Genomic DNA, 25,977 nt, shown 5'->3' on the forward strand with positions numbered 1-25,977 from the left:
TTCATCCCGGCCAGGATGGGGACCGGACCCGCGTTTCCCGCGGCCCTTCAGTCCCGCCTTCCGGACCCAGCCTGCACAGGTGAACCGGTTCAACCCCAACTCTCTCGCGGCCGCCGCCGTACTCCCCAAGCGGTCAAACACCGCGAAAAATGCATCCTTCTGATCCTGCGAGTACCACCCGGATCCTGATGAATCACCGCTTAAACGAACCACGGTCGTTGCAACTCCCAAAAGCCGGGGTGTTGCAACGACCGCTAGAACCCAAGCATGGATTTAGGGGCCTCACGTGTTCGTTCGCGCTGTCTCTTGGGCCACAGGTGTTCCGTTCTATTTGAACTGACTGGTCAGTTTAGTTAGGCTTGACGCAGACAACCTCTGCGAAAGGCTCCACTTGCTCTCCGTACACCAGCTTCGCGTGAACGGCCGGCGGGACGATCTGCTCCCGCCCACGTCCTTGCAGGCAATCCGCGGCGGACTCCTGCTGGTCACCGGCGACCGTCAGGATCAGCGCACGGCCCTGGCCCTTACCCTCAGCGGCAGGATGAAACCGGACAGCGGAACCGTGAGCTGGGACAGCCAGCCCAAGATCAAGCCGCTGCGCCTCGCCAGCGCATTGGTGGACTCCCCAGGTGTCAACGAGCCCGAACGGCACCTGAGCGTGCGGGACCTCGTCACCGAGGATCTGTCCCTCATCCCGCGCCGCTACCGCGGAGCACTCCTCAGCAAACCCTGGCTCAAGATCAACCGTTTCGAGGACATCTCGGACATGTGGGCGGAACAGCTTCCGCCGCGGCGGCGCACCGAACTCCTCACGGCCCTGGCGCTGGCCAATCCCCGGACCGACCTCCTGGTCCTGGATTCCCCCGACCGGCACGGTGCCGACCCTGCTGACTGGCTTCCCCGCCTTGAGGCGCTTGCGTACGACGGCGGCCGGCCACTCGCGGTCATCGCGACCGTTACTGCCCTCCCGGACAGCTGGACGGGTCCGACGGCGACGATCGGCAACGCTGTGATCGGCACTGCGGTCCCGAAAGCTGCGGCGCCGAACGCTGCCGGGCCGGACGAAGAAGAAACCACCGAAAAACAAGCCGAAACCGAGGACGCCAAGTGACTGTGCTGCGGCTGGCCCGTTCCGAACTCAAGCGCATGACCGGCGGGCTGCTGCCCAAGCTGACCATCCTTGCCCTGACCATGGTCCCGCTGCTCTATGGCGCCGTGTACCTCTATGCGAACTGGGATCCGTACGGGAACCTGAACCAGATCGACGCTGCGCTGGTGGTGGAGGACACCGGCGCCGCCACGAGCGACGGGACGCGGCTGCAGGCCGGCCAGAAGGTCGCCGACAGCCTCATCGAGGGGCACGTGTTCAACTGGCAGTCCGTCCACTCCGCAGCAGAGGCGGACCAGGGCGTCAGCGAAGGAAAGTACGCCTTCGCACTGAAGATTCCGCGCGACTTTTCCGCCAACCTGGCTTCGCCCGGCAGCTTCGATTCGGCAAGCCAGGCCATGCTCAACGTCACCACCAACGACGCCAACAACTACCTCCTCAGCACCATCGTGGACAAGCTGACCACCGCCGTCCACGCGTCCGTGGCGAAGGAGGTCGGCGAAGAAACCGCTAACCAGCTCCTGACTGGCTACGGGACGATCCATGCCCAGATGGTCAAGGCGGCGCACGGAGCAGGTGAGCTGGCTGACGGCGTCGCGCGGCTGCGCGACGGGAGCGCCACCCTGCACCAGGGCTCCACCCAGCTTGAAGCGGGCGCCACCGAGCTGTATAACGGCCAGGTCAAACTTCGCGACGGCGCCACGCAGCTCTCCGCGGGAGCCGGCCGGCTGAACAGCGGCCTGGCCCAGCTGCGGGACAAGACCGCCTCGCTCCCTGCCGATTCGCAGCAACTCGCCGACGGCGCGGCGCAGGTGGCCGCCGGCAACGCGGCGCTGAACACGAAAGTCCAAGACGTCGTCGGACAGTTGGAAGCGGCAGACAACGGCCTCCGGACCCGCGTCCAGGAGTCCAATGCGCGGCTGGTCGCGGCCGGCGTCCTGACGCAGGAGCAGTCAGCCAGGGTGCTGGCCGATTTTGATGCCGCGGCCGCTTCCAGCCCCGTCGCTGAGGCCCGGGGGAAGATCCAGACGGACTCGGCGCAGATCCAACAGCTTTCCGACGGTTCCGCGGCTGTGAGCGCCGGGGCTGCCAAGCTTGCCGCGTCTGCACCGGCCCTGACGGAAGCCATCGCCGCGGCTTCCACCGGGGCGGACCAGCTCGCCGCAGGCTCAGCCACTCTTGCCGCCGGAGAGCAGTCCGCAGTGGACGGTACGGCACGCCTCGTGGACGGGGCGCGGAAGCTCGACGACGGTGCCGCGCAGCTTGAGACCGGCGCGCGCACCGCCGCAGACGGTTCCAGGACGCTGGCAGGCGAGCTCGCGAAGGGCGCCAGCAAAATTCCGAACCCGGATGCAACGCAGAAAAGCGATATCTCGGAGGTGATCTCCGATCCCGTGGCCGTCAGTAACGTCTCGCAGGCGAAAGCCGGCTCCTACGGCGCCGGGCTGGCTCCGTTCTTCCTGACCCTTGCGCTCTGGATCGGGGTGTTCATGCTGATCCAGGCCATGCGTCCCGTCACCCAGCGCGCTCTCGCGTCAAACGCTCCGGCGTGGAAGATCGCCATTGGTGGCTGGCTGCCATTCCTGGCGGTGTCCGCACTTCAGGCTAGCCTGCTGACCCTCGTGGTTAACGCCGGGCTGGGACTGAATCCGGCCCACCCGGTGCTGATGTGGCTTCTCATGCTCGCCGCGGCCATGGCCTTCAGCGCCATCATCCAGGGCGTGGTGGCGCTGCTGGGATCACCCGGAAAGCTCGTGGTCCTCATTCTCCTGGTCCTGCAGCTCGTCTCCTCCGGCGGCACCTTTCCGTGGCAGACCACGCCGCAGCCGCTGCACGTGGCCCACCAGATCCTGCCCATGGGCTACGTTGTCACCGCCATGCGGCACCTCGTCTACGGTGCCGACCTGTCCATGATCCCGGCCACCGTGGCGGGGCTGGTTGGCTACACTTTGCTGGGACTGGCGCTCTCAACGCTGGCCGTCCGCAAGCACAAGTTCTGGACCCTTAAGACCCTGAAACCGGAGATCGCAGTATGACCACATCCGAGGCAGACCCCGCCGGTTCGAAAGACGCGGCCGTTGGGTCCACTACGGACGTTGGGTCCAAAAAACTGCGTCCGGCACGGACCAACGCCACGAAACAGAAGCTCTTCGAGGCCTCCATGGAGCTGATCGGCGAACGCGGCGCAGCCAATGTGACCGTGGACGAGATCGCGGCCGCCGCCGGGGTGTCCAAGGGCACGGTCTACTACAACTTCGGCAGCAAGTCGGATCTGATCGCCCAACTGCTGCGGCACGGGGTGGACATCCTTGAGGCCAGGCTCCTCAGCGTGAAGGGTGAGAAGGCGGATCCCCTGGACGGCATGGACGCCATGATCGGCCAGGCCATGGACTTCATGGCGGAGTACCCGTCCTTCGCGCGGCTCTGGGTGAGCGAGAACTGGCGCACGCCCAGCGAGTGGCAGGACACGTTCGCCGAACTCCGTGCACGTCTGCTGGCGGTGATCGGCGCGGCCATTGAAGACGTGGCCGCGAAGTACCCGGTGGATGCGTCCATCTCCAGGGGAAGCCTGGAAACGGCGATCTTCGGGGCGTGCTTCGTGGTGGGCCTGGACCGCCAGACGTACAACCCGGAGCGGACCCGTGACCAAAGTGTTGCGGCCATCATGGCGATCATGCGCGGCTACGTCCTGCAGCAGCATGATCCTCATGGATGATTAGTCCCATGAGTCACATGGGTAACAGCGGGAAGATCGCTATCGGAGCGTTTTTCGCTGCCCTCGGCATGCTGGTACTAACGTCCATCACCCTTGAAGAAGCCGTACTTGTCACGTTCCTCGGACTAGTGGCGGTGGGGTACATGGCATCGGTGGCGGAAGCATTTGCCCGCCGCCGCTACTTGGCCCTGCTGGCAGGTGGCGCGGGAACGAGCCTGTCTATCGGGTGTTCCATCGCATTCCTGCGTATGTGGGGGCTTGCCTTCAACCAGGATCCGTCGGCGCTCGGTCCAGCCGTGACCGCCAAGGATTCGGACGTCTACTTCTACCTTGCCGCCGCCTCCGGATCGGTCACGCTGCTGGTGCTGTTCGCCGCTGCCGTCTGGCCGGCCGGCCGGCGGCAGCGGAGACGGTCCGCGTCGGCTCAGAGGCGGCGGTCCTCGCCCGCCGGAACTTCCGGAGGCAGACCTGCCACCAGGCGCCCCGTCCCCCCGCGCCAGCCGGGGGCCAGGCAGGCAGCCCCGCGGCAACCGGCGGCTCGCCAGCCGGCCGCACGCCAGCCTTCCCCACGCCAGCCGGCAGCCCGGCCACCGGCACCACGCGAACCCCGGGTTACCGGAAGACGCTGAATGTCTGCCAGCCCGGACCCACGGTTCGGGTGCCGGTAAACAGACCGCTGCCGAGGCTGAAGTACAGCAGGCGGCCGTCGGCGGCTTTGGCCGTGAGGCCGCGTGTTCCCGGGCCCTGGAATCCAAAGGAGGCGTGCGACTGGGCAACGGCATTCCAGCCGCTCCCCACCTTCCGGCGGGTTTCGGGCACGAACTTGCCCGCCCCGTCGGACCTGAAGAGCACCAGGTCGCCTCCTGATTTGGTGACCAGCAGGTCCTGACGGCGGTCGTTGTCGAAGTCGGCCAGGACCAGCTTGAGTCCCTGGAACCCCTGGCCGATCCGAAGCCGGGTGCCGAGGGCTCCGCCGGCAGCGTTCGGGTAGTAATACATGGCGCCGTCGGCAGCGGTTCCCACCACGCCCGGGAAGCGGTGGCCGTTGTGCCACTTGCCCACCGTGATGTTCATGGACTGCCAGCCGGCGGTGCCCACCCTGATGGCACTGAGGAAGCCGCCCGTGAGCTTGCCCCGGTACACGGTGAGAGTCCCGTTGTTCCACTGGGCAACGATGTCGTTGACGCCGTCGGAATTCCAGTCGGCCACGAAGCCGGATTTCAGGCCCGCCCAGCCCGGTCCGATCTTCACCCGGGTCCCGAAGCCGCCGCGTCCGTTGGCCGGATACTGCCACAGGACGCCGCTGCTGTCGGCGGCAAGCACGTCAGCGCCGCTCTTGATGGTCGGACGCGCGGAGAAGTACTGCTCCAGGGTGGGAATGCCCCGACTCTTCATGGCCGTGGCCAGCTGCACGCCGACGTAGCGCAGGTGCCAGGGCTCATAGGCGTAGCCCGTGATGTTGGTGTAGCCCGATGGGTATCTGACGATGAATCCGTAGCGGTGGGCGTTCGCAGCAACCCAACGCCCGCCGGGAGTGGTTCCGAAGCAGGCAGTGAGCCCGCAGCCGCCGCCCACATTGCCGACGTCGGCGGCCAGGCCCGTCTGGTGTTCGCTGTAGCCGGGCCGCGCCGAGATCTGGTCAGCGTACGCCTGGCCGTACATCTGCACGTAGGAGCTGTAGAGGCTGCTTTGCGTGGCATAGGACCGGTACGCGCTGACGACCTCCAGGGAGTGCCCTGCGGCACGTGCCCCGGCGAAGAGCTGGTTGATGGCGCCCGCGGTCTGGCTGCGCAACAGATGGCCCGTCCCATTCCAGCGGACCAGGTCCGGCGGCACGAACTGGGCAGGGCTCAGGGGGCGTGACTTGTTGACTAGGACCCAGGAATTGTTCGGGTCGGTCACCACTCGCGTCGACAGCTGTTCGCCTGAGGGCGCTGCCTGGGCAACCGGCGCACCGGCAAGGAAAAGCGATAGGACTACGACGACGGCGGCGCACCGCCGGACGTAGTCCCGCCACCGGGTCAATCCAGAAATCAGCATGGCGGGCCCTTCCCCACTAGACGACGCTCAGGTACAGACTACTCGGGTGCCCGACATTCACTTCTGCCGCCGCGACAGGTCCGAACGTGAGGCGCCCAGTCTGCCGTGCTGCCTGCCGTGCCGCCCTGCCACCGCCCTGCCACCGCCCCACCACCGCCCCGCCGGAGCTTAGTGGGCGCGGGGGACCTTGAAGTGGGTGATGCGCGCATCCTGTCCGTCCAGCTCCGCCCAGGATTTTTCCGTCTCGAGGACGGTCAGTCCGCTGGTAGGAAAACGCGTTGCCGCGTCCATGTAGGCATCGTGATTCGAATCCCGGGACGCCAGGTGCATGGCCAGGTCCTGCACGCCCGGCATGTGGGAGATCACCATCAGCGTGGTGACGGTGTCCGGAACGTGGTTGATCACCGAAAGCATGCTCAGCCCCGAAGCGCCGTAGAGTCCGTCCTCAAGTTTCGGCGTCGGCGCTTTGTCGCCCAGCTCGCTGCATACCCAGGTGCAGGTCTGGCGGGTACGCAGCGCACTTGAGCACAGGATGAAGTCGGGGACGATGTGGTGCTTGAGCAGCCACTTGCCGGCCAGCGGAGCCTCGCGGTGCCCGCGCTCCTCCAACGGCCGGTCGTGGTCCGCCACTCCGCCCGGCCAGTCGGCCTTGGCGTGGCGCATGATGACCAGCCGTTTCTTGTGGTGCCCGCTCATGGACTCACCCTACTACCCAACCAACCGGCAGCCGGGCGCGCCGACTCAGTCTTCGAGGACGAAGGTCACTTCCAGCACGACGTGCCAGGCCACCACGTTGCCGTCGGAGATTTCGACTTTCTGCTCCTTGACCCAGGCGCCGGACACACCGCGCAGTGTCTTGCTGGCGCGTGAAATGCCTTCCTTGATGGCGTCGTCAAAAGAGGTTTTGGAGTTGGCGCTCAAGGTGGTGATGCGTGCGACAGACATGGTTCCTCCTCATAGTCGGATCAACGATCCGAGCCTACGCCGGAGGAAGAGAAGGCAATAGAGTTCAAAAAGACCAGCCGCGGAGGCACATGCTCGTTGGCGCCGGACGCGCAAAAGCGGCAGTTCGGGTGGGAGAGGGTGCTGCAACGCAGCGGTACATCCCGAAAGCGCCGTTGTTGCGCGAACACCGCTGTCGAGGTTCCCTGACCGAGCTTGCGAGGTGAGGGGGACGGCGGGGGGAAGCGAGCGCAGGCGCCGAGGGATCGTGGCGCGAAAGCGAAAGCGCCCGCTCCCGCTGAGGGGAACGGACGCTTTTGCACGAAGTTAAGGCTAGATCGAGTATTCCGGAGCGGCCCAGACAACAACTTCGGGGTGCTCGTAGAACCGGTAACCCTGGCCGCGGACGGTACGCACGGTGTTGGCGAGGCGGCCCAGTTTGGAGCGGAGGCGGCGGATGTGGACGTCGATGGTGCGCTCGTTCGGCACTTCCTCGGCGTTGCGCCACAGGCCCTCGAGCAGTTCGTCGCGGCCCACGGTGCGGGTTCCGTTCTCCACGAGGTAGTTGAGGAGCTCGAATTCCTTGAACGTCAGGTTCAGGGATTCGCCGTCGAGGTGGACTTCGCGGCGGGCGAGGTCGATCAGGACACCGGAAGGACGGGGATCCTGGGCCGGCTGGAGACGCGCGGTTTCAGTGCGCTGACGGGTGTTGACGGTGGGGTCACCGAACGTGGAGCGGACGACGTCGAGCGCGGAACCCTGGGCGCTGGCCGGCGCCACTGCGACGGCGGCGTAGCTCTCAGCGCCGGAAACGAGCGACTGGGCGTAGGCCCGGATCTCCTGGGCAAGCTTGGCTATGGAGGTGCCGGCAGCAGCCGCGGTTTCCTCGTCAATCCCCATGTAAAGGACAAATCCGCGGGCCACGTTGTCGTTCGGCACCGGGCGGACGGACGTCCCGGGAGCGGGAGCCAGCAGGGGCGTCGGGGCAGTCAAAGGGGCGGCTTCCTCAGCCGGAACAGCGCGCAACTGGCCGTAAGAATTGGGGTTGTATCCCTGGGGCGCGTAGCCCGGGGCCGGAAAGTTGTTTCCCTGGCCGGCCGGGGGAAACGCCGGGCGGGCGCCGAACCCCTGGCGGAGGCCGGAGGCCTGTCCGGCCTTGTTGGCGTTACGGACGGAGATGTGGACGTATCCAGATGCAACTGACATGAATGCTTACCTCAATGTGAATGGCCGTCATCGCGGCTCGAATGCTTGGTTCCCCGCAATGAGTTCTGGGGAGGGCGCCCGACGCTGGGCTGGGGGGCGAATGCCTAAAAACTTCGTGGGGTAGAAAGTCAGGCGTGCATTCGACAACAGCGCATGTCGGCAGCAGCGGGTGTGCTGGGCCAATATTCTGCGGTTGCAGGTGCTGTTGAGTTCTTGTTCACATTTGAAGTGTGCAACGTAACAATGAAAACTTGCAAGTAACAATGGACGCTCACGTCCGCATCGTGAGACGAAAGCCCCCTTTGTGGGTCAAATCACAATTCTGAACGCCTCAATTTTCGGCGGTCTTTTTCCAGAACGAACGTTCAGAAAGCGACTTTTGTCGAATTTTGTGCGTGAAACTCCTCTTTTTCCGGTGAATATTCAGTCAGATCCGAGCGGCCGGAATTCGGCAACCGCCAATCGGCGGTTGTCCAGCTACGACGCGATCCGGACTGGAAATTTTTGCCGGAGCACTCCCGGTCGCCACGGTCAAGCGCCCGCGGGTTTGCCGGAATCCTCCGTTCCCCGGACCCGGCAAACCGGCAGCCGAACTGCTGCGCTGGTCTCAGCTGGTCTGCCCGGCCTGCGTGGCGGCGGTCACCAGGACACTTTCCGCCGTCAGCGTCGATCCTTCCTTGGCCGCCACGATCCTGACGGCAGCCCCGGAGACGATATCGGCGACGGTCAGCCCGCCGGTTCCGGTCTGCTGGCGACGTTGTTGCTGATTGCCCACGACTGTGGCGTCGTCGAGCGTGTAGGTGCTGGTGAAGCCATCCGCGCTCTTGACGGTCACTGAGTCCGAGGCGACGCTGGAGACCGTACCCAGCTGCGCCACCTTGGTGACGTACTGGCCGCTCTCCTGGACCACGTACTCCGAGTGAACGGCAGACGAGACGCCGCTGGCCATGCCGCCCAGCCCGCCGGCAGTGAAATCGCCGGGGGCGCCCTGGCCCGGCACCGCTCCGCCGTCAACACCGCCGCCCCGCCCGCCAAGCGTCCCGCTTCCGTCGGGAGCCGTCCCGCCCGGGACGGTGCCATCCGGAGCGGTACCGCCTTGGGGCACCCCTCCTTGCGGCAGTACGCCCTGGCCGAGGCCGCCGGCGCCCGCGGCGCCGTTGGCAGCGGCAGCATTATTGCCCAGGCTGTAGACGCCCACTCCGGCACCGGCCGCCAGAACGGCGGCCGCACCGGCCACAAGCAGCCCCCGCTTCAGCGTCCACGGCTTGCCGGCGGAAGACGCCGCACCGGCAGTACCGGCCGACGGCGGCGCTCCCCATCCGGTGCCCCAGCCTGCGCACTTGCCAGTCGGCTCGGCCGAAGCGGCGGTGCCTGAGGACGCCGACGGCGGCGCTCCCCATCCGGCGCCCCAGCCCGGCGACGGCTCCGGAACGGGGGTTGTGGCAGGCACGGGTTCAGTGGCCGCCGCCGGCTGGGCCAGGGACACCGGTTCGGTGGCGGGATGAGACTGGGGTACGGGGCGGGCCTCGGGAACAGGTGGTTGCTGCTGTCCGCTCATAGCTATCTCCTTTGGGGTGCTGATTATGGCCCTTCCAGACTGGGAAGCCTTCCTGTGACTGGCCTGTGCAGGGCAAGAGCCATGCCTGTGATCTCGAAAAGCCCCTCTCCCCTGTCCAGCTCGCTACGCTGGGATTCACAGCCGGCGCACAGGAACCCCAAAGCGCCGGCTAAACCGCAGAACGGAGAGTTGTCCCATGGCCACTTCGCACTCCATGACCAACAACCTTCCCCAGCTCACCCATCCGGACGGCTCCCCCATCCGTGCCCTGGTGGTCGACGACGAACCCAGCCTGTCCGAGCTCATGAGCATGGGACTGCGCATGGCGGGCTGGTCCGTTGCCGTTGCGGCCGACGGCCCTGAGGCGGTCAAGCTCGCCAAGGAGTTCCGCCCGGACGTCCTCGTGTTGGATGTGATGCTTCCCGGCTTCGACGGCGTTGAGCTGCTCGGCAGGATCCGTGCCTTCGCACCGGAAGTGCCGGCGCTGTTCCTGACCGCCAAGGACGCAGTACAGGACCGCATCGCGGGCCTCGCTGCCGGCGGCGACGACTACGTCACCAAGCCCTTCAGCATGGAGGAAGTCCTGCTGCGCCTTCACCGCCTCGTGCAGCGCTCCGGCGTGGCGGCGATGGACTCTGCGGAACTCGTGGTGGGAGACCTGGTCCTGAACCTGGACACCCGTGAAGTCACCCGCGCCGGTGACGAACTCCAGCTCACGGCCACCCAGTTCGAGCTGCTGCGCTACCTCATGGAAAACCCCAAGCGGGTGGTGAGCAAGGCCCAGATCCTGGACCGTGTCTGGAACTACGACTTCGGGGGCCAGGCCAACATCGTCGAGCTCTACATCTCGTACCTGCGCAAAAAGGTGGATGCCGTGCACCCGCCGATGATCCACACGGTCCGCGGAGCGGGCTACGTCATCAAACCGGCAGACTAGGCCGTGACAAGCCTTTCCGGAGCCACCCGAACGCCGCGCCGCAGCGTGCTGAAGCCCGGCACCTGGCATCTCCGCACCCGGCTGGTCCTCGTTGCCATGGCGCTGCTCGTGGCCATCTGCGCCGCGGTGGGCCTGTTCAGCTACGCCAGCATGGACTCGTTCCTCACCCGCCAGCTCGACGATCAACTCACCGGCGCAGCTGACAGGGCCCGGGACTTTGGCCGTCCCCCGCTCGGCGGATCGGGCAATAAGCCCGATCCCCTCGAAGGCAGGGGCCAACGCGTCGGCACCATAGCAGCCAGGATCCAGGACGGCGAGGTCAGCAGTGCTGGTTTCCTGGCCGCCGATCTCACCCGCAAGACACTGTCGGCGGCAGACGACCAGGTTCTTTTGGGCCTGCGCCGCGACGGCGTCCCCGTTGACCGCACCCTGTCCACGGGGGCCTACCGGCTGGTTGCCGCCCAGTCGCCCTATGGCGACGTCATGGTGACCGGGCTTCCCCTCACCGAAAAGCAGAACACCCTGACGTCCCTTGTTGTGACCATCACCTTGGTGTCGCTGGGTGGCCTCGTCCTCATCGGCCTCGCCGGAACCGTGCTCATCCGCCGCACCATGAAGCCGCTCGAACAGCTCTCGGAGGTGGCCACGCAGGTTTCCCGCCTGCCCCTCGACGCCGGTGAGGTGGCACTCGCCGTCCGCGTCCCGCCGTCGAACGCCCACCCCGGAACGGAAGTGGGCAGCGTAGGCCATGCCCTCAACCTCATGCTGGACAACGTGTCCAATGCCCTCGAGGCGCGGCAGGAGAGCGAAATGAAGGTCCGCCAGTTCGTGGCCGACGCGTCGCACGAGCTCCGCACGCCGCTCACGGCCATCCGCGGCTACACCGAGCTGATGCGCATGACCGAGAAGTTCACGCCCGACGGCCAGCGCTCCCTCGCCCGCGTCCAGAGCCAGTCCGTGCGGATGACCACGCTGGTGGAGGACCTCCTGCTGCTCGCGCGGCTTGACGAGGGGCAACCGCTAAAGCTCAGCGACGTGGACCTCACGCAGCTGGTGATCGAGACAGTTAGCGATGAAAAGGTCATGGCGCCCGACCGCAACTGGCACCTCGAACTTCCCGAAGAGCCGGTAGTGGTGCGCGGCGACGCCTCACAGCTTCACCAGGTGCTGGTCAACCTGCTCTCCAACGCGCGCAAGCACACCGGGCCGGGCACCACGGTGGTCACCGGAGTCATGAGGTCCGCCGACGGCAGTGCAGTGATCACCGTGACGGACGACGGCGCGGGCATCCCCGCGGAGTTCGTGGACCGGGTCTTCGCGCGTTTTGCCCGCGCAGACGCGGCCCGGGCGACCCCCGTGCCGGCGGCGCCGGGCGCCCAGACGGCGGCCCCGTCCGGGCAGGCTTCCGCCGAAGGAACCAGCGGGCTGGGGCTTTCCATTGTGCAGTCGATCGTGGAAGCCCACGGCGGCACGGTGGAGGTCTCCTCACGGCCCGGCCGCACCGAATTCGCGGTCCGACTGCCTGCACAAGGCGACGCGCCGTCGTCGTGATCTCTGTTACCTAAATGTGACTTAAGCGTGAGCCTCCTGTACGGTCGATAGAGTGCGGCCACCACCAGGGCCGCATATCCGGATGGACGCCCAGCTCTGCCGCTTCCCGGATTCCGCTTGACCAGGCAGAGGCGGGGGAACCAGAGTCCCGGGCAATCCGCATCAAGCCCTTGGGGTGAAGCCGACACGTGAATCGCCGTGCGGCCGGATGACCTCATCCGAACCCGACAGCTAACTCCGCAGGTGTTGAGAGGCAATCCACCATGTCTGAATTCAAGGTACAAACGCGCCCTGATCGCGCTTCCACGCAGTCCCGGCAGAAGCTTTCACGCCACCGCGCCGAACCTGTCCGGCCCATGTCGGCCTGGGGCCGGCTCACTGCTGACATCCCGTCATTCGGCCGCCGCGCGGCCGTGGTGACCACGGCGTGTGCCGTGCTCATCGGTGTCGGTGCGGCCAGCCAGGCCGCCGAGCAGGCTGCCCCGGTAGCCAGCCCCGCAGCGGCCTCCGCCACGGCCGACGCGGCGTCAACGCTCAACTTCGACAAGACGCTGATCTCCGCCCTGCCGGCGCCGACATCAGCCGCTTTGGCCCCGCAGTCCGCCGCCAAGCCGGCCGCCGCCGCGAAGGCTCCCGCTGCCAAGGCCGCCCCGAAGGCAACGGCAGCCAAGCCCGCCGCTGCTCCGGCGAAGGCTGCTGCCGTGCCGGCTGCCAAGGTGGCCCCGGTCCGGGCTGCCGCTCCGGTGGCTAAGCCCGCTGCTCCTGCCGCGGTGGATGACCCCGCCGGCGCTCAGGCTTATGCAGCCAGCAAGCTGTCCTCCTTCGGCTGGGCCGCGGACCAGATGCAGTGCCTGCAGAGGCTCTGGACCAAGGAGTCCGAATGGCGCACCACCGCCACCAACGCGAGCAGCGGCGCCTACGGCGTGGTGCAGTCCCTGCCTGCCGAGAAAATGGCGAGCGCCGGACCGGACTACCGCACCAACTACCGCACGCAGATCAACTGGGGCCTGGACTACGTCAAGGAACGCTACGGCTCCCCCTGCAGCGCCCTGAACTTCCACCTCGCCAACAACTGGTACTAAGCCGCCAGTCGGTGGGAAGCGGAGCGCGCGTTTCTGCACCCCTTTGAGTTTTTCGACGGCCCCCGGATCCACGTGATCCGGGGGCCGTCGGCGTCCCTGCACGTGGGCGCGGCCGGGAAGCGGTGCAGAAATGCGGCGGCCGCCCTTCCAAGGGGCCAAAACTTCCACAGCCCCCGCACAGCTTCGCCCTAAAACCCTCATATGAGGCCCCGCCACTGTTGAAGCATGACCCTCACAGACCAGGCCTCAGGAACCCAGCCGCACCCTCCACTGCACCCCCAGCCGCCCGCGCGGGTCCACTCCGCGCCGTCTGACGGGCACAGCCCGGCCGTTGCCCGTGCACGGCATCTGCGGCGCTCACCCATCGACACCGCCGCCGCGGTTCCCGTGCTGGACGTGACCATCCCCGTCTACAACGAGGAACGCGACCTGGAGGAGTGCCTGCGCCGGCTGCATGCGCATCTCCGGGGCAGCTTCCCGCACCCGTTCCGCATCACCGTGGCGGACAACGCGAGCACGGACGACACCCTCAAGACCGCCGAGCGGGTGGCCAGGGAGCTGCGAGAAGTGTCAGTGGTGCACCTCGAGGAGAAGGGCCGCGGCAACGCCCTCCGCAAAGTGTGGCTGGCCTCGCCGTCACCCGTCCTGGCGTATATGGATGTGGACCTCTCTACCGACCTCGCGGCTCTGGGTCCCCTCCTGGCACCGCTGATTTCCGGGCACTCAGACCTCGCCATCGGCACGCGGCTGACACGCAATTCCAGGGTGGTCCGCGGGCCCAAGCGCGAGTTCATCTCCCGCAGCTACAACTTCCTGCTCCAGTCCGTGATGGGGGCGCACTTCAGCGATGCGCAGTGCGGTTTCAAAGCGATCCGGGCGGACATCGACCAACAGATCCTGCCGCACACCGTGGACAACGCCTGGTTCTTCGACACCGAGCTCCTGGTCCTGGCCGAAAAGTGCGGGCTCCGCGTCCACGAAGTTCCGGTGGACTGGACGGACGATCCGCATTCCAGTGTGGACATCGTCCAGACCGCCCTCGCGGATGTCCGCGGCATGGCCCGGCTCAGCAGGGACATGGTGTCCGGGCGCATTCCCGTCGCCGAGCTTCGCGGTGCGCTGGCCCGCGGCCCCCTTCCCGCGGCCTCCCGCAGCCAGGAACAGAGCCCCAGCGGCAGCCTGTTCGGCCAGCTGGTCCGCTTCGGTACCATCGGCGCAGCGTCCACCCTGGCCTACCTGCTGCTCTTCTTCCTGTGCCGCAATTTCATGGATCCGCAGCTCGCCAATTTCCTGGCCCTGCTCACCACGGCCGTGGCCAACACCGCGGCCAACCGGCGCTTCACCTTCGGCATCGCCGGCGGCAGCGACGTTGCGCGCCATCACTTTGAGGGTCTTCTGGTCTTCGGGATCGGTTGGGCCCTCACCTCCGGGGCGCTCGTCCTCGTCCATGGAAGCACGACGCCGGACCGCTGGCTTGAGCTGGTCACCGTCACCGCGGCCAACCTCGCCGCCACGGCGGTGAAGTTCCTGCTGTTCAGGCTATGGGTGTTCCGACGGCGGCAGTCGCCGCCGGTGCACCAGGCTTCCGCCGCCACAGACTCCAAGACCGCTGAAGAAGAGGCAAGCAAATGACCACCACAGTGAGCCGTGCAGAGCACCGCACGGAGGCCGAATCCGGCGCAGAACAGGAACGGGGCGTCTCCGGGCAGACGCCGGTGTCGCGTTCACGCCTTCATTCCCTGCTGACGGGAAACCAGTCCCGCTGGGTCCGACCGTCAGCCGCGCTGCTGCTGGCCTTCTCGGCGGTCCTGTATCTCTGGAACCTCGAAGCCACCGGATACGCCAACTCGTTCTATGCCGCGGCCATCCAGGCCGGCACCAAGGACTGGACCGCCTTAGTGTTCGGCTCCCTCGATGCCGGGAACGCGATCACCGTGGACAAGCCGCCGGCGGCACTCTGGATTCCTGCCCTGGCCGGGCGGATCTTCGGCTTCTCGCCGCTTAGCATGCTGGTGCCGCAGGCACTCATGGGTGTGGCCGCCGTCGGGCTTCTCTACCTGACCGTGAAACGTGTGTCCGGTCCGGCCGCCGGGCTGCTGGCCGGCGGTGCACTGGCCCTGACCCCCGTGGCCGCGCTGATGTTCAGGTTCAACAACCCGGACGCCCTGCTAACGCTGTGCCTGGTGCTGGCAGCATATTTCACCACCCGCGCCATCGAAAAGGCCGGCTGGAAGTGGCTGGCCGTGGCCGGTGCCGTGATCGGACTCGCGTTCCTGACCAAGATGCTGCAGGGCTTCCTGATTGTGCCCTGCCTCGCGCTGGCTTACGTCTGGGCCGCGCCCACCACCCTGGGCCGGCGGGTGCTGCATCTGCTGGCGGCTGCCGGCGGTATCGTCCTCGTCGCGGGCAGCTACATCGCGCTGTTCCAGCTCACGCCCGCCTCAGCACGTCCTTACATGGCGGGCTCGGAAAACAACAGCTTCCTGGAACTCACGTTCGGCTACAACGGTTTGGGCCGCATCACCGGTTCGGGAGGGGGCACGCCCGGCGGCGGAACCGCCCCAGGCGCCGGCGGCGGCATGTCCGGCAACGTGGGCTTCGGCGGAGCGGCCGGCATTACACGGATGTTTGGTGGCAGCTTCGGGGGCGAGGTGTCCTGGCTGCTTCCGGCTGCGCTGATCCTGCTCGTTGCGGGCCTCTGGTTCACACGCCGCGAGACCCGCACCTCCCGGACCCGGGCGGCCCTGATGCTGTGGGGCGGCTGGCTGCTGGTGACGGCTGGAATCCTGAGCTTCATGGGAGGAACGGTCCATCCCTACTACGTTGTGGCGCTGGCACCGTCCATCGCGGCGCTGGTGGGAATCGGTTCCGTTGAACTGTGGCGCGGGCGGTCCTACTGGCCAGCCAGGACCGTTCTGGCCGCAACAGTCCTGACGGCCTCCGTTTGGTCCGCAGTGCTGTTGGGCCGCGACGCGTCCTGGCTGCCCTGGCTCAGGCCGGCCGCAGTTGTCCTCGGCGTGCTGGCGGCGGCAGCGCTGGCGCTGCGGCTCGACTCGCTCCAGAACGTTTCCGCACGGCTGCGCAAGTCTGCGGCGGCCGGTGTTGTGGTCGTTTCGCTGCTGGCGGGCGGGCTCGGCAGCACGGCCTGGACCTTCGCCACCGCCGCCCAGCCCCACTCCGGTTCCATTCCGACGTCGGGACCCACCGCGTCCGCCATGGGCGGTCCCGGAGGCCAGACGGGCAGGGCGGACATCGCCGGCGGTGCGGGCATCAACGGAGGGCAGGGCGGCCCGGCAGGCGTGGCCGACGGCGCCGGATCGGCCGGCTCCGAGCTCACCGCGCTTCTCAAGTCGAGCACCGCGAAGTGGTCAGGAATCGTCTCGGGGGCCAGTCAGGCCGCGAGCCTGGAGCTGGCGACGGGCACCAACGTCATTGCCCTGGGCGGCTGGAACGGCGGCGACCCGTACCCCACCCTGGCGCAGTTCCAGGAAATGGTGGCCAAGGGCGAGATCGGTTACTTCATCTCCGGCGGAGGCATGGGCGGCATGCGCGGAGGCGGCATGCGCGGGGGGAACTCCGAGGTTGCCACCTGGGTAGCCGCCAACTTTGACGCCCAGACCGTGGGCACTTCCACCGTGTACAAGCTGAGCGAGTAGGCCGTCATGACCAACACCATTTCCCGCCTTAGCTTCCGGCGCCCCGGTTCCACGGCACCCGGCGTGGCCAGACAATCCGCAGGTGCCGGGCAACCAGCGGAAACCGGGCCGCCCGCCCAGCTGCGGAGCCGCCTCGAGCTTGCCGGGCTCCTGCTGGGTACTGCCGTCCTCTACCTGTGGAACCTGGGAGCTTCGGGCTGGGCCAATGCTTTCTACTCGGCCGCGGCGCAGGCCGGCTCACAGGACTGGGCGGCGTGGTTCTTCGGCTCCTCCGATTCCGCCAACGCCATCACGGTGGACAAACCGCCAGCAGCCCTCTGGATTATGGGCCTGTCCGTCAGGCTGTTCGGACTGAACTCCTGGAGCATCCTGGTGCCGCAGGCCCTGATGGGGGTGGCGACGGTCTGGCTCGTGTACCTTGCGGTGCGCCGCGCCGCCGCACCCGCCACCGGCGATGACCGGCCCGCCCACTGCGGCGGCCTGCTGGCGGGCGCCGTTATGGCGCTGACCCCGGCGGCTGCGTTGATGTTCCGCTTCAACAACCCAGATGCCCTGCTGGTTCTCGTCATGACCGCGGCTGCCTACGCAGTGCTGCGCTCGATCCAGGATGGCCGCTTCCGCTGGCTCCTGCTGGGCGGTGTGCTGCTCGGCCTCGGATTCCTGACCAAGCAGTTCCAGGTCCTGCTGGTGGTGCCTGGCCTGGCCGCCGCGTACCTGCTCGCTGCACCCGGCGGCCTCGGCAAAAGGCTGTTGCGGCTCGCCGGCGCGGGCGGTGCCATGGTGGCCGCCGCCGGGTGGTGGCTGGCCGCCGTCGAACTCATCCCGGCAGAAAACCGGCCGTATATCGGCGGCTCGCAGAACAACTCCATCCTGGAACTCACGCTCGGCTACAACGGCCTGGGCCGGCTCAACGGCGACGAGACCGGCAGCGTGGGCGGCGGGAACGGCTGGGGAACGCCCGGGCTTCTGCGGTTGTTCAACAGCGAATTCGGCGGCCAGATCGCGTGGCTTCTGCCGTCGGTGCTGATCCTTGCCGGCGCCCTGCTGTGGGTCGGCCGGCGTGCCCCGCGGACTGATGTGGTGCGGGCCTCCGTGGTGATCTGGGGCTTGTGGGTGGCGGTCGCCGGCCTCACGTTCAGCTTCATGGCCGGCATCATCCATCCGTATTACATGGTTGCCCTGGCCCCCGGCATCGCAGGCCTGGCGGGGCTGGGCGGCATCCTTCTGTGGCAGCGCCGCGCCCGTCCCGCGGCAGCCCTGCCGCTGGCTGCAGCTGTGATCGCTGCCGGGTGCCTGGCCTTCCAGCTGCTGGGCCGCTCCCCCGCGTACCTGCCCTGGCTGCGCTGGACGGTGCTGCTCGCGTCGCTGGCCGCGGCGGCCCTGCTCCTGCTGGCGCTGGCGGGGCAGGACCTCCGGACGTCATCGGCGCAGCTCCGGAAGGCATCGCAGCGCACGACGGCGGGAGTCGCGCTCGCGGCGGTCCTCGCGGCGCCGCTGGCCTCCGGACTTCCGGTGATGGCGGTGGGAGGGTTCAACGGAACGGATCCCGCGCCGAACCTCGAACAGTTCCAGAAGCTGGTGGCCGCCGGTGAAATCCACTACTTCATCGGCGGCAGCATGATGCAGGGCGAGACGGGGTCGGACGCGGCGGCCAGGATCTCCGACTGGGTGGCGGCGAACTTCACGGCCAGGACGGTGGGCGGCGCCACGGTCTACGACCTTTCCTGACCGCAGCGTGCGCCAGAGGGGCAGGGGCTCGAGGGGGCCGGCGCCCTAAGGGGCGTGCGTCAGAGCCGGAAGGAGATGACCGGTCGGCCGTCCGTGCCGGACCCCACCGAAGCGGTGACCGCAGAGTAGTCGGGGATACGCAGCACGCCGTCGGGTACTACACCGGTGTTCGGGCCGACCGCCACCGTGCGGATGCCGGCCGCCACACCTGCCGCGATGCCGGCAGGGGCGTCCTCGAAGACCACAGCTTCCGACGGTTCCACGCCCAGCAGTTCGGCGGCCCGCAGGTAGCCTTCCGGATGCGGCTTGCCCCGGGTGACCAGGTCCGCGGTCACCGCCGTGGCAGGCATCGCCAGGCCGGCGGCGCCCATGCGGACGTCCGCCAGGATGCGGTCGGCGGACGTCACGAGGGCCACAGCGTCCCCGGGCAGCGTGCGCAGCAGCTCAGCAGCACCGGGCAGGGCGACAATGCCCTCGGTCCGGACCCGCTCCATTGCGCCGAGTTCCTCGGTAAGGGCCACCACGTCCGCGCCAGCAGGAGCGAAGCGCCGCACTGTGTCCCCGGCCTGGACACCGTGGGAGGTCCGCAGGATCTCGGCGATGTCCAGGCTATAGCGCGCGGCGAACTCGCCCCACACCTGTTCCACCACCGCGGTGGAATCCACCAGGGTGCCGTCCATATCGAAAAGGACGGCACGGGCCGTGAGGGTCCGGGCCGGAGCAGGTGTTGTGCTGGAAGTCATGCCCCCATTTTGCCCTACTGTCCGGCGGCCTCGGGGGCGGCTTCCCTGCCGGGGATGAACTGCACGGCCCATTTGTTGCCGTCAGGGTCGGAAAAATACACGAAATGTCCCCAGTCCTGGACGTCCACGTCGCTCACATCCACGCCGTTGGCCTTCAGCTGCGAGTGAGCCGCCTGGATGTCATTCACCACGAGCTGGAGGCTCGGGGCCGTGCCCGGCGGCGCATCGTTGAGTCCCTCCCCGATGGCGATCGAACAGCCGGAGCCGGGCGGGGTCAGCTGGACGAAGCGGATCCCGTCCATGGGACGCTCGTCGTAGTCTGCATTGAAGCCGACTTTGTTGACGTAGAAGTCCTTGGCGCGGTCCACATCGGACACGGGGACGAACACAAGTTCAAGTTTCCAGTCCATGGTGCACAGGCTAGCCCGGCACGAAAGGATCCGGAAGACCCGGGAAGCCCGGCCCCTCTCAGCCGGCGATGCCGTACAGGCGGTCCCCGGCGTCGCCGAGCCCAGGCACGATGTAGGACTTCTCGTTCAGTTTTTCGTCGATCGAGGCCAGCACGATGGTCACGTTGGCGTCGGAGAGTTCTTCCTCAAGTTTGGCCAGGCCCTCAGGCGCGGCCAGCAGGCAGATGCAGGTGACGTCGGAGGCGCCGCGCTTGAAGAGGAATTTGATGGCCTCGCGCAGGGTGCCGCCGGTGGCGAGCATGGGGTCCAGGACAAAGATCTGCCGGTCCGTGAGGTTCTCCGGGAGGCGCTCCGCGTAGGTGATGATGTCAAGGGTCTCCTCGTCGCGGGCCATGCCCAGGAAACCGACCTCGGCCGTGGGGACCAGCTTGGTCATGCCCTCAAGCATCCCCAGGCCGGCGCGGAGGATGGGGACTACCAGGGGCGTCGGCTTGGTGAACGCGGTGCCGACGGTCGTGGACACCGGGGTTTCGATCGTGACCGGCTCGGTGCGGACGTCGCGGGTTGCCTCGTAGGCGAGGAGGGTGACGAGTTCCTCGGTGAGCTGGCGGAAAACCGGCGAGGGGGTGTTTTTATCCCGCAGGACGGTGAGCTTGTGGGCGACCAGCGGATGGTCCACGACGAGTGTGCGCATGGGTCAAAACTATCACCCGGAGGCTGCCTTCCCGCCGCGGCTTCCGGCTCCTCCGCCGGCGTCGGGAAGCTCCTTGTCCGGCAGGTGGGCGGGGTGTTCGAAGGTGGGCGCCGGACCCGCATGCTCCCTGCGGCGGATCACGTGGAACAGCCGGTGGGCCAGGATCACCATGCCCACCCAGGCCAGCCCGAGGAGCCATGCGGCCATCACGTCCGTCATCCAGTGATGGCCGAGGAACACCCGGCTGAAACCCATGGCGATGATGAACACGGACCCCGCGGTGATGGCCGCCACCCTGAGCCGCCTCGTGCGGACCTGCAGGCACACGAGGTACACCACCACGCCGATCACCACCGTGGTGTTGAGCGTGTGGCCGCTGGGGAACGAGGGCGAAAACTCGAACGGCGGCACGGCGTCGATGTGGTCCGGGCGGGTGCGGCCCAGGAGCGTCTTGCCCACGGTGGTTGCCGTCACCGAGACAGCGGCGGCGCCGCCCACGAGGATGAGGGGCCGCCAGCTGCGGCTGACATAGATCAGCCAGGCCACCAGGATGCTCGCCAAAATGGGCATGCCGATGCCGCCACCGATGTTGGTGAAGGCCGTGACGGCGCTGTCCAGCCAGGGAGTCCGGTACTGTTTGGCGAGCTCCAGGGCTGGTTCATCCAGGCCGGACACACCCTTCTGGTCCACCACGCTGTCGTACACCTCGGCTCCGAGCAGCGTTAGGGTGATCACCAGGATGCCGCCGACGATGAGCGTGATCCACAGTGCCGCGTAGGGGCCAAGCCACCGCCCGAATCGGTCAGTCACGGATTTCATCATCGCTCCCGGCAAGGTGCTGTCTGAAACTAAGTACCCTTCGAAACTATAATTGACCCATGGCCCCGGCAGATCCGCAACACCTCGAATGGATGGGCCTCGCCCTCGACGAAGCCCGGCGGGCTCTGGCCACCGAGGATGTGCCCATCGGCGCCGTCGTGATCGGGCCTGACGGCGCGGTGCTGGGTTCGGGGCGCAACGAACGGGAGGCGCTCGGGGACCCCACGGCCCACGCCGAGGTCGTGGCCATCCGTGAGGCTGCCGCGCGGCTCCGCGAACGGGCCGCGCAGCACGGCGGTCCCGGGGACGGCTGGCGGCTCGAGGACTGCACCCTGGTGGTGACGCTGGAACCGTGCGCCATGTGCGCTGGGGCGATAGTGCTGGCACGGATCCACCGTGTGGTCTTCGGCGCATGGGATGAAAAGGCGGGGGCCGCGGGGTCGGTGTTCGACATCCTCCGCGAGCGCCGCCTTAACCACTGGGTGGAGGTCTACGCGGGAGTGCAGGAGGAGGAGTGCGGCGCCGTGCTGCGGGATTTCTTCGCCGCGCACCGCAGGACGGGGCCCCTGAACGGCGGGGTCAGTACGGAGCCCGGAAAGGCCGAACCCCGGGGCATCGAACGCCCCTAGCCCTTACGGCTTGCCCCGGCCGTTGGCGGCGTCCAGGGCGTCGATCCGCTCCTGCCGGGACGCCGGCGAATCGAGGCTGAAGGACCGGAAATCGCCCAGGTCCTCCTGGATCCAGGCTTCCACCTCGGCAATCCGCCGTTCAACGGCCGGCGTGGGGCCGTCAAAGAGCCAGAACGCGATCCGCGCCTTTACTGGGTCGTACTGCCACAGCCCGATGATCCGGCCGCGGTCGAGAATGGGGTGGTCCGGCAGATCGGCCTGAATCGCCAGAGTGGAGTTGAGCACCTTTCTGCCCTTGTCCGCCTCGGCAAACAGGTCTCCGGAATTCCGCCGCTGCAGGACCAGCGAATCGGTTCCGGCCAACAGCTGGATCTGCTCCGCGTCCGGCGGCGTGAACCCGGCGAGGCGTTCGACGTCGTCGGGCAGCATCCAGAGCACGTCACCGCCGGCGGTGGGAACCTCGACGGCGCCGACGGCGGCCAGTGCGGCTTTGCTCTGGGCGACGGTGAAGCCGGTGAACCATTGGGACTGTTTGAGGGTGGCCCCGCCGGTCCAGCCCAGATAGCGGCGGATCAGCTCGGCGCGGGCGCCCTCGGGGTCGAGGGTGCTGGGCGGCAAGGCCCAAAGAGTGTAGGCGTAGCGCTGCTGGTCCAGGCGCCCGTTGATGGGGACCCGTCGCACCCGGCCGTCGGCCTGCAACAGCCCCAAGGCCGTGGGCAGGGTGGTGGCCGCGCCCTTTTTCTTGCCCTCCTCGCCGAGGTTCCGGACCGATTCGCCCAACTCATCCTTGAGCTGTTTGGGGTCCATCGCCCCGGCAGCCTCGGAGAGCACGTGCAGGATCTGCTCTTCGAGCAGGGTCATTTCGCCGCGGTCCACGCCCAGCCTGCCCAGCACCCTGAAAGCCTCTTCCGCGTTCTTGCCCAGGCTCAAGGCCCACGCGAAGTCCTCCCGGCCCAGGACGTACGTGCAGCCGCGGGCCGTGGGCAGCTCGTGGATCCGCAGGTCCAGGACGTCCTGGTCCACCTGATCGCGGCGAATGCCGGCACGCGCAAAGAGCGTCAGGTAGGGATTGGCGCCGCCCACAGAGCGTGCCCAGCCTGCCCGGGCGAACACCTCGTCCGAGGTGAAGCCGGCCAGCGTGCCGTCCAGTCCCTGCTTGTGCCAGGCCCACGCCCGGAGCAGTTCGGGAGTGAGCGCCTCTGGTTGGACCTCCCCGGTGCGGATGCCATCGGACTGCGAGACGTGGATAGTCATGCGCTCATTGTCCACTAGCAAGCCGGTCCGAGGAATGGCCGGGCCCCGGAGCCGTTCCGCCGATGATTTCCAGGACGTGCCGGGCGGTCGCGTGCCAGCCGGGAAGCCGGTCCCGTCCGGCGAGCGCCGCCTGGCGCCACTGCGCTTGCAGCTCCGGCGTGGTGAGCCAGCTGCGCAGCACCGCTTCGAGTGGTGCCGGGTCTGTGTCGAGGACGACGGCGGCCCCCGGCAGCCGCATTCCGCCGCGTTCCGGCGCATCCGGGTTCACGGCACCCAGGTTCAGTGCTTCGACGGCGCCCGTGCCGCTGCGGACCACCACGGGAACGCCGTGAGCGAGCGACTCGGTAACCACCATCCCGAACGCCTCCACCCTGGACACGAGCAGACTTAGATCCGCCGCATGCCACTGCTCTTCCAGCGCGGATCCCGTCAGTTCGCCGGCAAGCCGCACGCGGCCCTCCAGCCCGTACCCGCCCAGCGCCGCCCTGACTTCCCGCGCGTAGTCCGGGTCCGCCTCATCAGAACCGACCAGCGCCGCCGTCCACGGCAGGTCCTGCACCTGGGCCAGGGCGCCGAGGAGGAGCAGCTGGTCCTTGTTCGGCAGCAAGGCGGCCACGGAGAGAATGTGCGGCGGCTCGGAACCCGCGGCCGGCTCGGCTTTCTCCGTTCCGGGCAGCGCCACGTGGACGCGGGCGGCGCCGTGACGCCGGGTGATCTCAGCCGCGGCAGAGCCGCTTGTGCAGATCACGCCGGCGGAAGCGCGGAGGGCGCGGATCTCCAGTTCCGGATGGTCGATCAGCGGCATGTGCAGCAGGATCCACGGGCGTTGCCCGCCGGCGACGGCCGCTTCCAGCGCTTCAGGGGCGCCGGAGGCGACGAGCCCGTCCAGGATCGTCACGGTTCCCCCTGCCGATAATCCCCGGGCCGGGTCACCGGTGCCGGACCGCAGCAGGCCAGCCAGCCGCCGTCGTTCTTCACTGCTGCCTACCGGCCAGGTGCCCCCCACCGGTTCCACGTCCACGCTGACGCCCAGCTGCGAGAGTCCGTGCGCCAGTGCCGCGTTATAGACGTTGCCGCCCGAATTGTGGCGGATGTTCCCGGGGACGAGCAGCCGGACGGCGGCCGGACGGGGTTGCATGGTGCAGCTAGCCGCGGGACAGGTCGAGGGCGAAGGAGGCCCAGGCGTCCGGGTTTTCCCGCAGCGTGACGTCCAGGCCGGACAGCTCGCGGCCGTCGGTGTCGTCCCGCAGCTGATCCGCCACGGCCTCGGCGATGTACTGGGCCAGTGCCTCCGTGGTGCTCAGTTTGCCGGCGAAGTCCGGGTGGTCGTCCAGGTTGCGGTAGTTGAGTCCCGCGAGGACCTCTTCGATGATCCCGCCCGCGGCGCCGATGTCCAGGACGATGGCGTCGTCGTTGAGCGAACGACGACGGAAGGTCACCTCCGCCACGAAGGTTGCCCCGTGCAGGGCCTGGGCGGGCCCGAACGCCTCCCGGGGAAGGCTGTGGGCGATCATGAAATGGCGTCGGACGGTCAGGCTGAACACTGGTTACCTCTTCGTTTCGGTTGACGGGTACTTGCGTGAGTAGTCAATGACGTGGCACAGCGCATCCAGGCTGCCGTCCGAGAGCCGCTGGACGACCTCGGGCAGCTCCCTGAATGCTGAGGCGCCGGTCAGGAAGGCATCAAAGACAGGGTCCTCCAGCAGCGACACGGCAAGGTCCAGCCGGTCGGCGGTGGTGCGGCGGTGGCGGCGGGCCCGCGCAACGGCTCCCACCTGGCTCGCACGGATGGACAGCCGGCGGGCGTGGAAGTCCTCCCCCAGTGGGAGGGTGACTTTGCGGTCCGCGTACCAGGACATCTCGATGATCTCGCCTTCGTCGCCCACGAGCTTGAGGCTGCGTTCCAGGCCGCCCTCCGAGGCCGAGCAGTGGAAGACGATGTCGCAGTCCGGCAGGGCGTCGTCGGGGTGGGCAAAGTCCACGCCCAGGGCATCGGCGAGCTCCTTGCGCGCCGGGTCCAGGTCCACAAGCTGGAGCCTCGCCAAGGGGAACGTGCGGAGCAGCGTGGCCACCATGCCCCCCACCAGTCCCGCGCCGATCACCGCGATGCGGTCGCCCAGCCTCGGCCCGGCCTCCCACAGCGCGTTGACGGCGGTTTCCACGGTGCCGGTGAGCACCGCCCGGCGGGGAGGGACGGCGTCGGGAACACGGGTCAGCGCGGAAACCGGAACAACGTACCGGTCCTGGTGCGGGTGGAGGCAGAACACCGCCTGCCCGACCCAGCTCTCCGGGCCCTCCTCCACGACTCCCACGGAGAGGTATCCGAACTTCACCGGCGAGGGGAAGGAACCCTCCTGGTACGGGGCGCGCATCTGCTCCGCCACACAGGGCGGAACAGCGGCACGGTGCACCACGAGTTCGGTGCCCTTGCTGATGCCCGAATACAGGGTTCGGACCATAGCCTCATCGGGGCCAGGACGGCGAAGCTCCTCGGTGCGGAGCTCACCCTGGTCCGGGCCGGTGGTCCAATATGAGGTCGCTTGTGCGGTCTGCTGGGAAGTAGTCATCTTGCTTATGAATCTAGTGCCCGGCCGCGTTTCCGGGGAAGAGGAGGCCCGGCGTGGCCCACCTGGCGGACCGCTGCAGAGTGCCGTTTTGGGGATGGAGGCCTTGCTCCGGTACCCTATACAGGTTGGTGACGTGTCCGAGCGGCCGAAGGTGCAACACTCGAAATGTTGTTTGGTGTCAAAGCCAACGTGGGTTCAAATCCCACCGTCACCGCCAAAGCGAAAGGCCCTGCTTCCCTTGTAAACGAAGGGAAGCAGGGCCTTTCGCTTTGTCTGGAACGTACTCGTAGGCACTGAGCGCAGCGGAAAATCAGATGCGTTGGACTGTGTGGTTGCC

The 25,977-nt window shown here is 67.7% G+C and carries 24 protein-coding genes, 1 tRNA gene and 1 riboswitch; of the genes, 12 read left to right on the plus strand and 13 right to left on the minus strand.

Going from position 1 to position 25,977, the window contains the following annotated elements; translation table 11 throughout:
• The first annotated feature begins 391 nt into the window (after positions 1-391).
• Genes AC1D14_RS17305 through AC1D14_RS17320 form a run of 4 tightly spaced genes read left to right on the plus strand, consistent with a single transcriptional unit; the run spans position 392 to position 4,453 of the window.
• Complete coding sequence (locus AC1D14_RS17305; RefSeq protein ID WP_230121485.1) at positions 392-1,111, plus strand: ABC transporter ATP-binding protein; 720 nt, start codon at positions 392-394, stop codon at positions 1,109-1,111.
• Positions 1,108-3,144: a YhgE/Pip family protein gene (locus AC1D14_RS17310; RefSeq protein ID WP_230121484.1), complete on the plus strand. Its 2,037-nt coding sequence runs from the start codon at positions 1,108-1,110 to the stop codon at positions 3,142-3,144. The genes AC1D14_RS17305 and AC1D14_RS17310 overlap by 4 nt, the downstream gene beginning before the upstream one ends.
• Entirely contained in the window at positions 3,141-3,824 is a 684-nt protein-coding gene (locus AC1D14_RS17315; RefSeq protein WP_230121483.1) for a TetR/AcrR family transcriptional regulator, read from the plus strand. The genes AC1D14_RS17310 and AC1D14_RS17315 overlap by 4 nt, the downstream gene beginning before the upstream one ends.
• An 8-nt stretch (positions 3,825-3,832) precedes the next feature.
• The gene (locus AC1D14_RS17320; RefSeq protein WP_230121482.1) at positions 3,833-4,453 is read left to right on the plus strand and encodes a single stranded DNA-binding domain-containing protein; all 621 of its coding nucleotides are present in this window, start codon (positions 3,833-3,835) and stop codon (positions 4,451-4,453) included.
• Here the strand turns inward: AC1D14_RS17320 and AC1D14_RS17325 are convergent.
• The 5 genes from AC1D14_RS17325 to AC1D14_RS17345 form a co-directional block, all read right to left on the minus strand.
• Positions 4,437-5,864, minus strand: coding sequence for a D-alanyl-D-alanine carboxypeptidase family protein (locus AC1D14_RS17325; RefSeq protein ID WP_230121481.1), 1,428 nt, complete (start codon positions 5,862-5,864; stop codon positions 4,437-4,439). The genes AC1D14_RS17320 and AC1D14_RS17325 overlap by 17 nt on opposite strands.
• Positions 5,865-6,032: 168 nt before the next feature.
• Complete coding sequence (locus AC1D14_RS17330) at positions 6,033-6,560, minus strand: SixA phosphatase family protein (RefSeq protein ID WP_230120200.1); 528 nt, start codon at positions 6,558-6,560, stop codon at positions 6,033-6,035.
• 45 nt (positions 6,561-6,605) lie between these two features.
• Positions 6,606-6,809: a dodecin family protein gene (locus tag AC1D14_RS17335; protein WP_230120199.1), complete on the minus strand. Its 204-nt coding sequence runs from the start codon at positions 6,807-6,809 to the stop codon at positions 6,606-6,608.
• A 330-nt stretch (positions 6,810-7,139) separates the two neighbouring features.
• Positions 7,140-8,012, minus strand: a complete 873-nt coding sequence (locus tag AC1D14_RS17340) for a winged helix-turn-helix domain-containing protein (protein ID WP_230120198.1) — start codon at positions 8,010-8,012, stop codon at positions 7,140-7,142.
• A 607-nt stretch (positions 8,013-8,619) separates the two neighbouring features.
• Complete coding sequence (locus AC1D14_RS17345) at positions 8,620-9,570, minus strand: hypothetical protein (RefSeq protein ID WP_476875154.1); 951 nt, start codon at positions 9,568-9,570, stop codon at positions 8,620-8,622.
• Positions 9,571-9,766: 196 nt separating this feature from the next.
• Here AC1D14_RS17345 and AC1D14_RS17350 point away from each other — a divergent pair, with 196 nt between their 5' ends.
• The 6 genes from AC1D14_RS17350 (at position 9,767) to AC1D14_RS17375 (ending at position 18,524) form a co-directional block, all read left to right on the plus strand.
• On the plus strand, positions 9,767-10,507 hold the full coding sequence (locus AC1D14_RS17350) for a response regulator transcription factor (RefSeq protein WP_230120196.1): 741 nt from the start codon (positions 9,767-9,769) through the stop codon (positions 10,505-10,507).
• Positions 10,508-10,510: 3 nt separating this feature from the next.
• Positions 10,511-12,058 carry a HAMP domain-containing sensor histidine kinase gene (locus AC1D14_RS17355; protein WP_230120195.1) on the plus strand — a complete coding sequence of 516 codons (1,548 nt, stop codon included), beginning with the start codon at positions 10,511-10,513 and terminating at the stop codon, positions 12,056-12,058.
• Between the two features lie 94 nt (positions 12,059-12,152).
• A riboswitch (cyclic di-AMP (ydaO/yuaA leader) is annotated at positions 12,153-12,316 on the plus strand.
• 5 nt (positions 12,317-12,321) lie between these two features.
• On the plus strand, positions 12,322-13,140 hold the full coding sequence (locus AC1D14_RS17360) for an aggregation-promoting factor C-terminal-like domain-containing protein (protein WP_476875153.1): 819 nt from the start codon (positions 12,322-12,324) through the stop codon (positions 13,138-13,140).
• A 225-nt stretch (positions 13,141-13,365) separates the two neighbouring features.
• Positions 13,366-14,772, plus strand: a complete 1,407-nt coding sequence (locus AC1D14_RS17365; RefSeq protein ID WP_476968885.1) for a bifunctional glycosyltransferase family 2/GtrA family protein — start codon at positions 13,366-13,368, stop codon at positions 14,770-14,772.
• Positions 14,769-16,796: a glycosyltransferase family 39 protein gene (locus tag AC1D14_RS17370; RefSeq protein WP_230120189.1), complete on the plus strand. Its 2,028-nt coding sequence runs from the start codon at positions 14,769-14,771 to the stop codon at positions 16,794-16,796. The genes AC1D14_RS17365 and AC1D14_RS17370 overlap by 4 nt, the downstream gene beginning before the upstream one ends.
• Before the next feature lie 6 nt (positions 16,797-16,802).
• Entirely contained in the window at positions 16,803-18,524 is a 1,722-nt protein-coding gene (locus AC1D14_RS17375) for an ArnT family glycosyltransferase (RefSeq protein ID WP_476875150.1), read from the plus strand.
• Between the two features lie 59 nt (positions 18,525-18,583).
• Here the strand turns inward: AC1D14_RS17375 and AC1D14_RS17380 are convergent, their stop codons facing one another.
• From AC1D14_RS17380 to AC1D14_RS17395, 4 genes are read right to left on the minus strand one after another with little or no spacing between them, the layout of a single operon-like run.
• Entirely contained in the window at positions 18,584-19,267 is a 684-nt protein-coding gene (locus tag AC1D14_RS17380; protein ID WP_476968886.1) for an HAD-IA family hydrolase, read from the minus strand.
• A gap of 14 nt (positions 19,268-19,281) precedes the next feature.
• Positions 19,282-19,677, minus strand: coding sequence for a VOC family protein (locus tag AC1D14_RS17385; protein WP_476875148.1), 396 nt, complete (start codon positions 19,675-19,677; stop codon positions 19,282-19,284).
• 58 nt (positions 19,678-19,735) lie between these two features.
• Positions 19,736-20,371, minus strand: coding sequence for a uracil phosphoribosyltransferase (gene upp, locus AC1D14_RS17390; RefSeq protein WP_476875147.1), 636 nt, complete (start codon positions 20,369-20,371; stop codon positions 19,736-19,738).
• A 12-nt stretch (positions 20,372-20,383) separates the two neighbouring features.
• Entirely contained in the window at positions 20,384-21,190 is an 807-nt protein-coding gene (locus AC1D14_RS17395; RefSeq protein ID WP_230120184.1) for a phosphatase PAP2 family protein, read from the minus strand.
• Between the two features lie 59 nt (positions 21,191-21,249).
• On the opposite strand from AC1D14_RS17395, the gene AC1D14_RS17400 reads away from it, so the two are divergent.
• Positions 21,250-21,819: a nucleoside deaminase gene (locus tag AC1D14_RS17400; protein ID WP_230120183.1), complete on the plus strand. Its 570-nt coding sequence runs from the start codon at positions 21,250-21,252 to the stop codon at positions 21,817-21,819.
• A gap of 3 nt (positions 21,820-21,822) precedes the next feature.
• Here AC1D14_RS17400 and AC1D14_RS17405 read toward each other — a convergent pair whose 3' ends face one another.
• Genes AC1D14_RS17405 through AC1D14_RS17420 form a run of 4 tightly spaced genes read right to left on the minus strand, consistent with a single transcriptional unit; the run spans position 21,823 to position 25,640 of the window.
• Entirely contained in the window at positions 21,823-23,073 is a 1,251-nt protein-coding gene (locus AC1D14_RS17405) for a DNA glycosylase AlkZ-like family protein (RefSeq protein ID WP_476881431.1), read from the minus strand.
• A gap of 4 nt (positions 23,074-23,077) precedes the next feature.
• Positions 23,078-24,211 (minus strand): glycosyltransferase family 4 protein, encoded by a 1,134-nt coding sequence (locus AC1D14_RS17410; RefSeq protein WP_230120181.1) that lies wholly within the window; start codon positions 24,209-24,211, stop codon positions 23,078-23,080.
• A 7-nt stretch (positions 24,212-24,218) separates the two neighbouring features.
• Complete coding sequence (locus AC1D14_RS17415) at positions 24,219-24,617, minus strand: 6-pyruvoyl trahydropterin synthase family protein (RefSeq protein WP_230120180.1); 399 nt, start codon at positions 24,615-24,617, stop codon at positions 24,219-24,221.
• A 3-nt stretch (positions 24,618-24,620) separates the two neighbouring features.
• Entirely contained in the window at positions 24,621-25,640 is a 1,020-nt protein-coding gene (locus AC1D14_RS17420; RefSeq protein ID WP_230120179.1) for a zinc-dependent alcohol dehydrogenase, read from the minus strand.
• A gap of 127 nt (positions 25,641-25,767) precedes the next feature.
• On the opposite strand from AC1D14_RS17420, the gene AC1D14_RS17425 reads away from it, so the two are divergent.
• Positions 25,768-25,857: transfer RNA gene (locus AC1D14_RS17425), tRNA-Ser, on the plus strand.
• Positions 25,858-25,977 lie beyond the last annotated feature (120 nt).

This window comes from Arthrobacter sp. P1_B11, assembly GCF_056406715.1.

Coding starts and splice junctions, on each gene's coding strand:
- AC1D14_RS17315 (WP_230121483.1), top strand. CDS start 3,141: ATGACCACATCCGAGGCAGACCCCGCCGGTTCGAAAGACGCGGCCGTT.
- AC1D14_RS17320 (WP_230121482.1), top strand. CDS start 3,833: ATGAGTCACATGGGTAACAGCGGGAAGATCGCTATCGGAGCGTTTTTC.
- AC1D14_RS17325 (WP_230121481.1), bottom strand. CDS start 5,864: ATGCTGATTTCTGGATTGACCCGGTGGCGGGACTACGTCCGGCGGTGC.
- AC1D14_RS17330 (WP_230120200.1), bottom strand. CDS start 6,560: ATGAGCGGGCACCACAAGAAACGGCTGGTCATCATGCGCCACGCCAAG.
- AC1D14_RS17335 (WP_230120199.1), bottom strand. CDS start 6,809: ATGTCTGTCGCACGCATCACCACCTTGAGCGCCAACTCCAAAACCTCT.
- AC1D14_RS17340 (WP_230120198.1), bottom strand. CDS start 8,012: ATGTCAGTTGCATCTGGATACGTCCACATCTCCGTCCGTAACGCCAAC.
- AC1D14_RS17345 (WP_476875154.1), bottom strand. CDS start 9,570: ATGAGCGGACAGCAGCAACCACCTGTTCCCGAGGCCCGCCCCGTACCC.
- AC1D14_RS17350 (WP_230120196.1), top strand. CDS start 9,767: ATGGCCACTTCGCACTCCATGACCAACAACCTTCCCCAGCTCACCCAT.
- AC1D14_RS17360 (WP_476875153.1), top strand. CDS start 12,322: ATGTCTGAATTCAAGGTACAAACGCGCCCTGATCGCGCTTCCACGCAG.
- AC1D14_RS17365 (WP_476968885.1), top strand. CDS start 13,366: ATGACCCTCACAGACCAGGCCTCAGGAACCCAGCCGCACCCTCCACTG.
- AC1D14_RS17370 (WP_230120189.1), top strand. CDS start 14,769: ATGACCACCACAGTGAGCCGTGCAGAGCACCGCACGGAGGCCGAATCC.
- AC1D14_RS17375 (WP_476875150.1), top strand. CDS start 16,803: ATGACCAACACCATTTCCCGCCTTAGCTTCCGGCGCCCCGGTTCCACG.
- AC1D14_RS17380 (WP_476968886.1), bottom strand. CDS start 19,267: ATGACTTCCAGCACAACACCTGCTCCGGCCCGGACCCTCACGGCCCGT.
- AC1D14_RS17385 (WP_476875148.1), bottom strand. CDS start 19,677: ATGGACTGGAAACTTGAACTTGTGTTCGTCCCCGTGTCCGATGTGGAC.
- upp (WP_476875147.1), bottom strand. CDS start 20,371: ATGCGCACACTCGTCGTGGACCATCCGCTGGTCGCCCACAAGCTCACC.
- AC1D14_RS17395 (WP_230120184.1), bottom strand. CDS start 21,190: ATGAAATCCGTGACTGACCGATTCGGGCGGTGGCTTGGCCCCTACGCG.
- AC1D14_RS17400 (WP_230120183.1), top strand. CDS start 21,250: ATGGCCCCGGCAGATCCGCAACACCTCGAATGGATGGGCCTCGCCCTC.
- AC1D14_RS17405 (WP_476881431.1), bottom strand. CDS start 23,073: ATGACTATCCACGTCTCGCAGTCCGATGGCATCCGCACCGGGGAGGTC.
- AC1D14_RS17410 (WP_230120181.1), bottom strand. CDS start 24,211: ATGCAACCCCGTCCGGCCGCCGTCCGGCTGCTCGTCCCCGGGAACATC.
- AC1D14_RS17420 (WP_230120179.1), bottom strand. CDS start 25,640: ATGACTACTTCCCAGCAGACCGCACAAGCGACCTCATATTGGACCACC.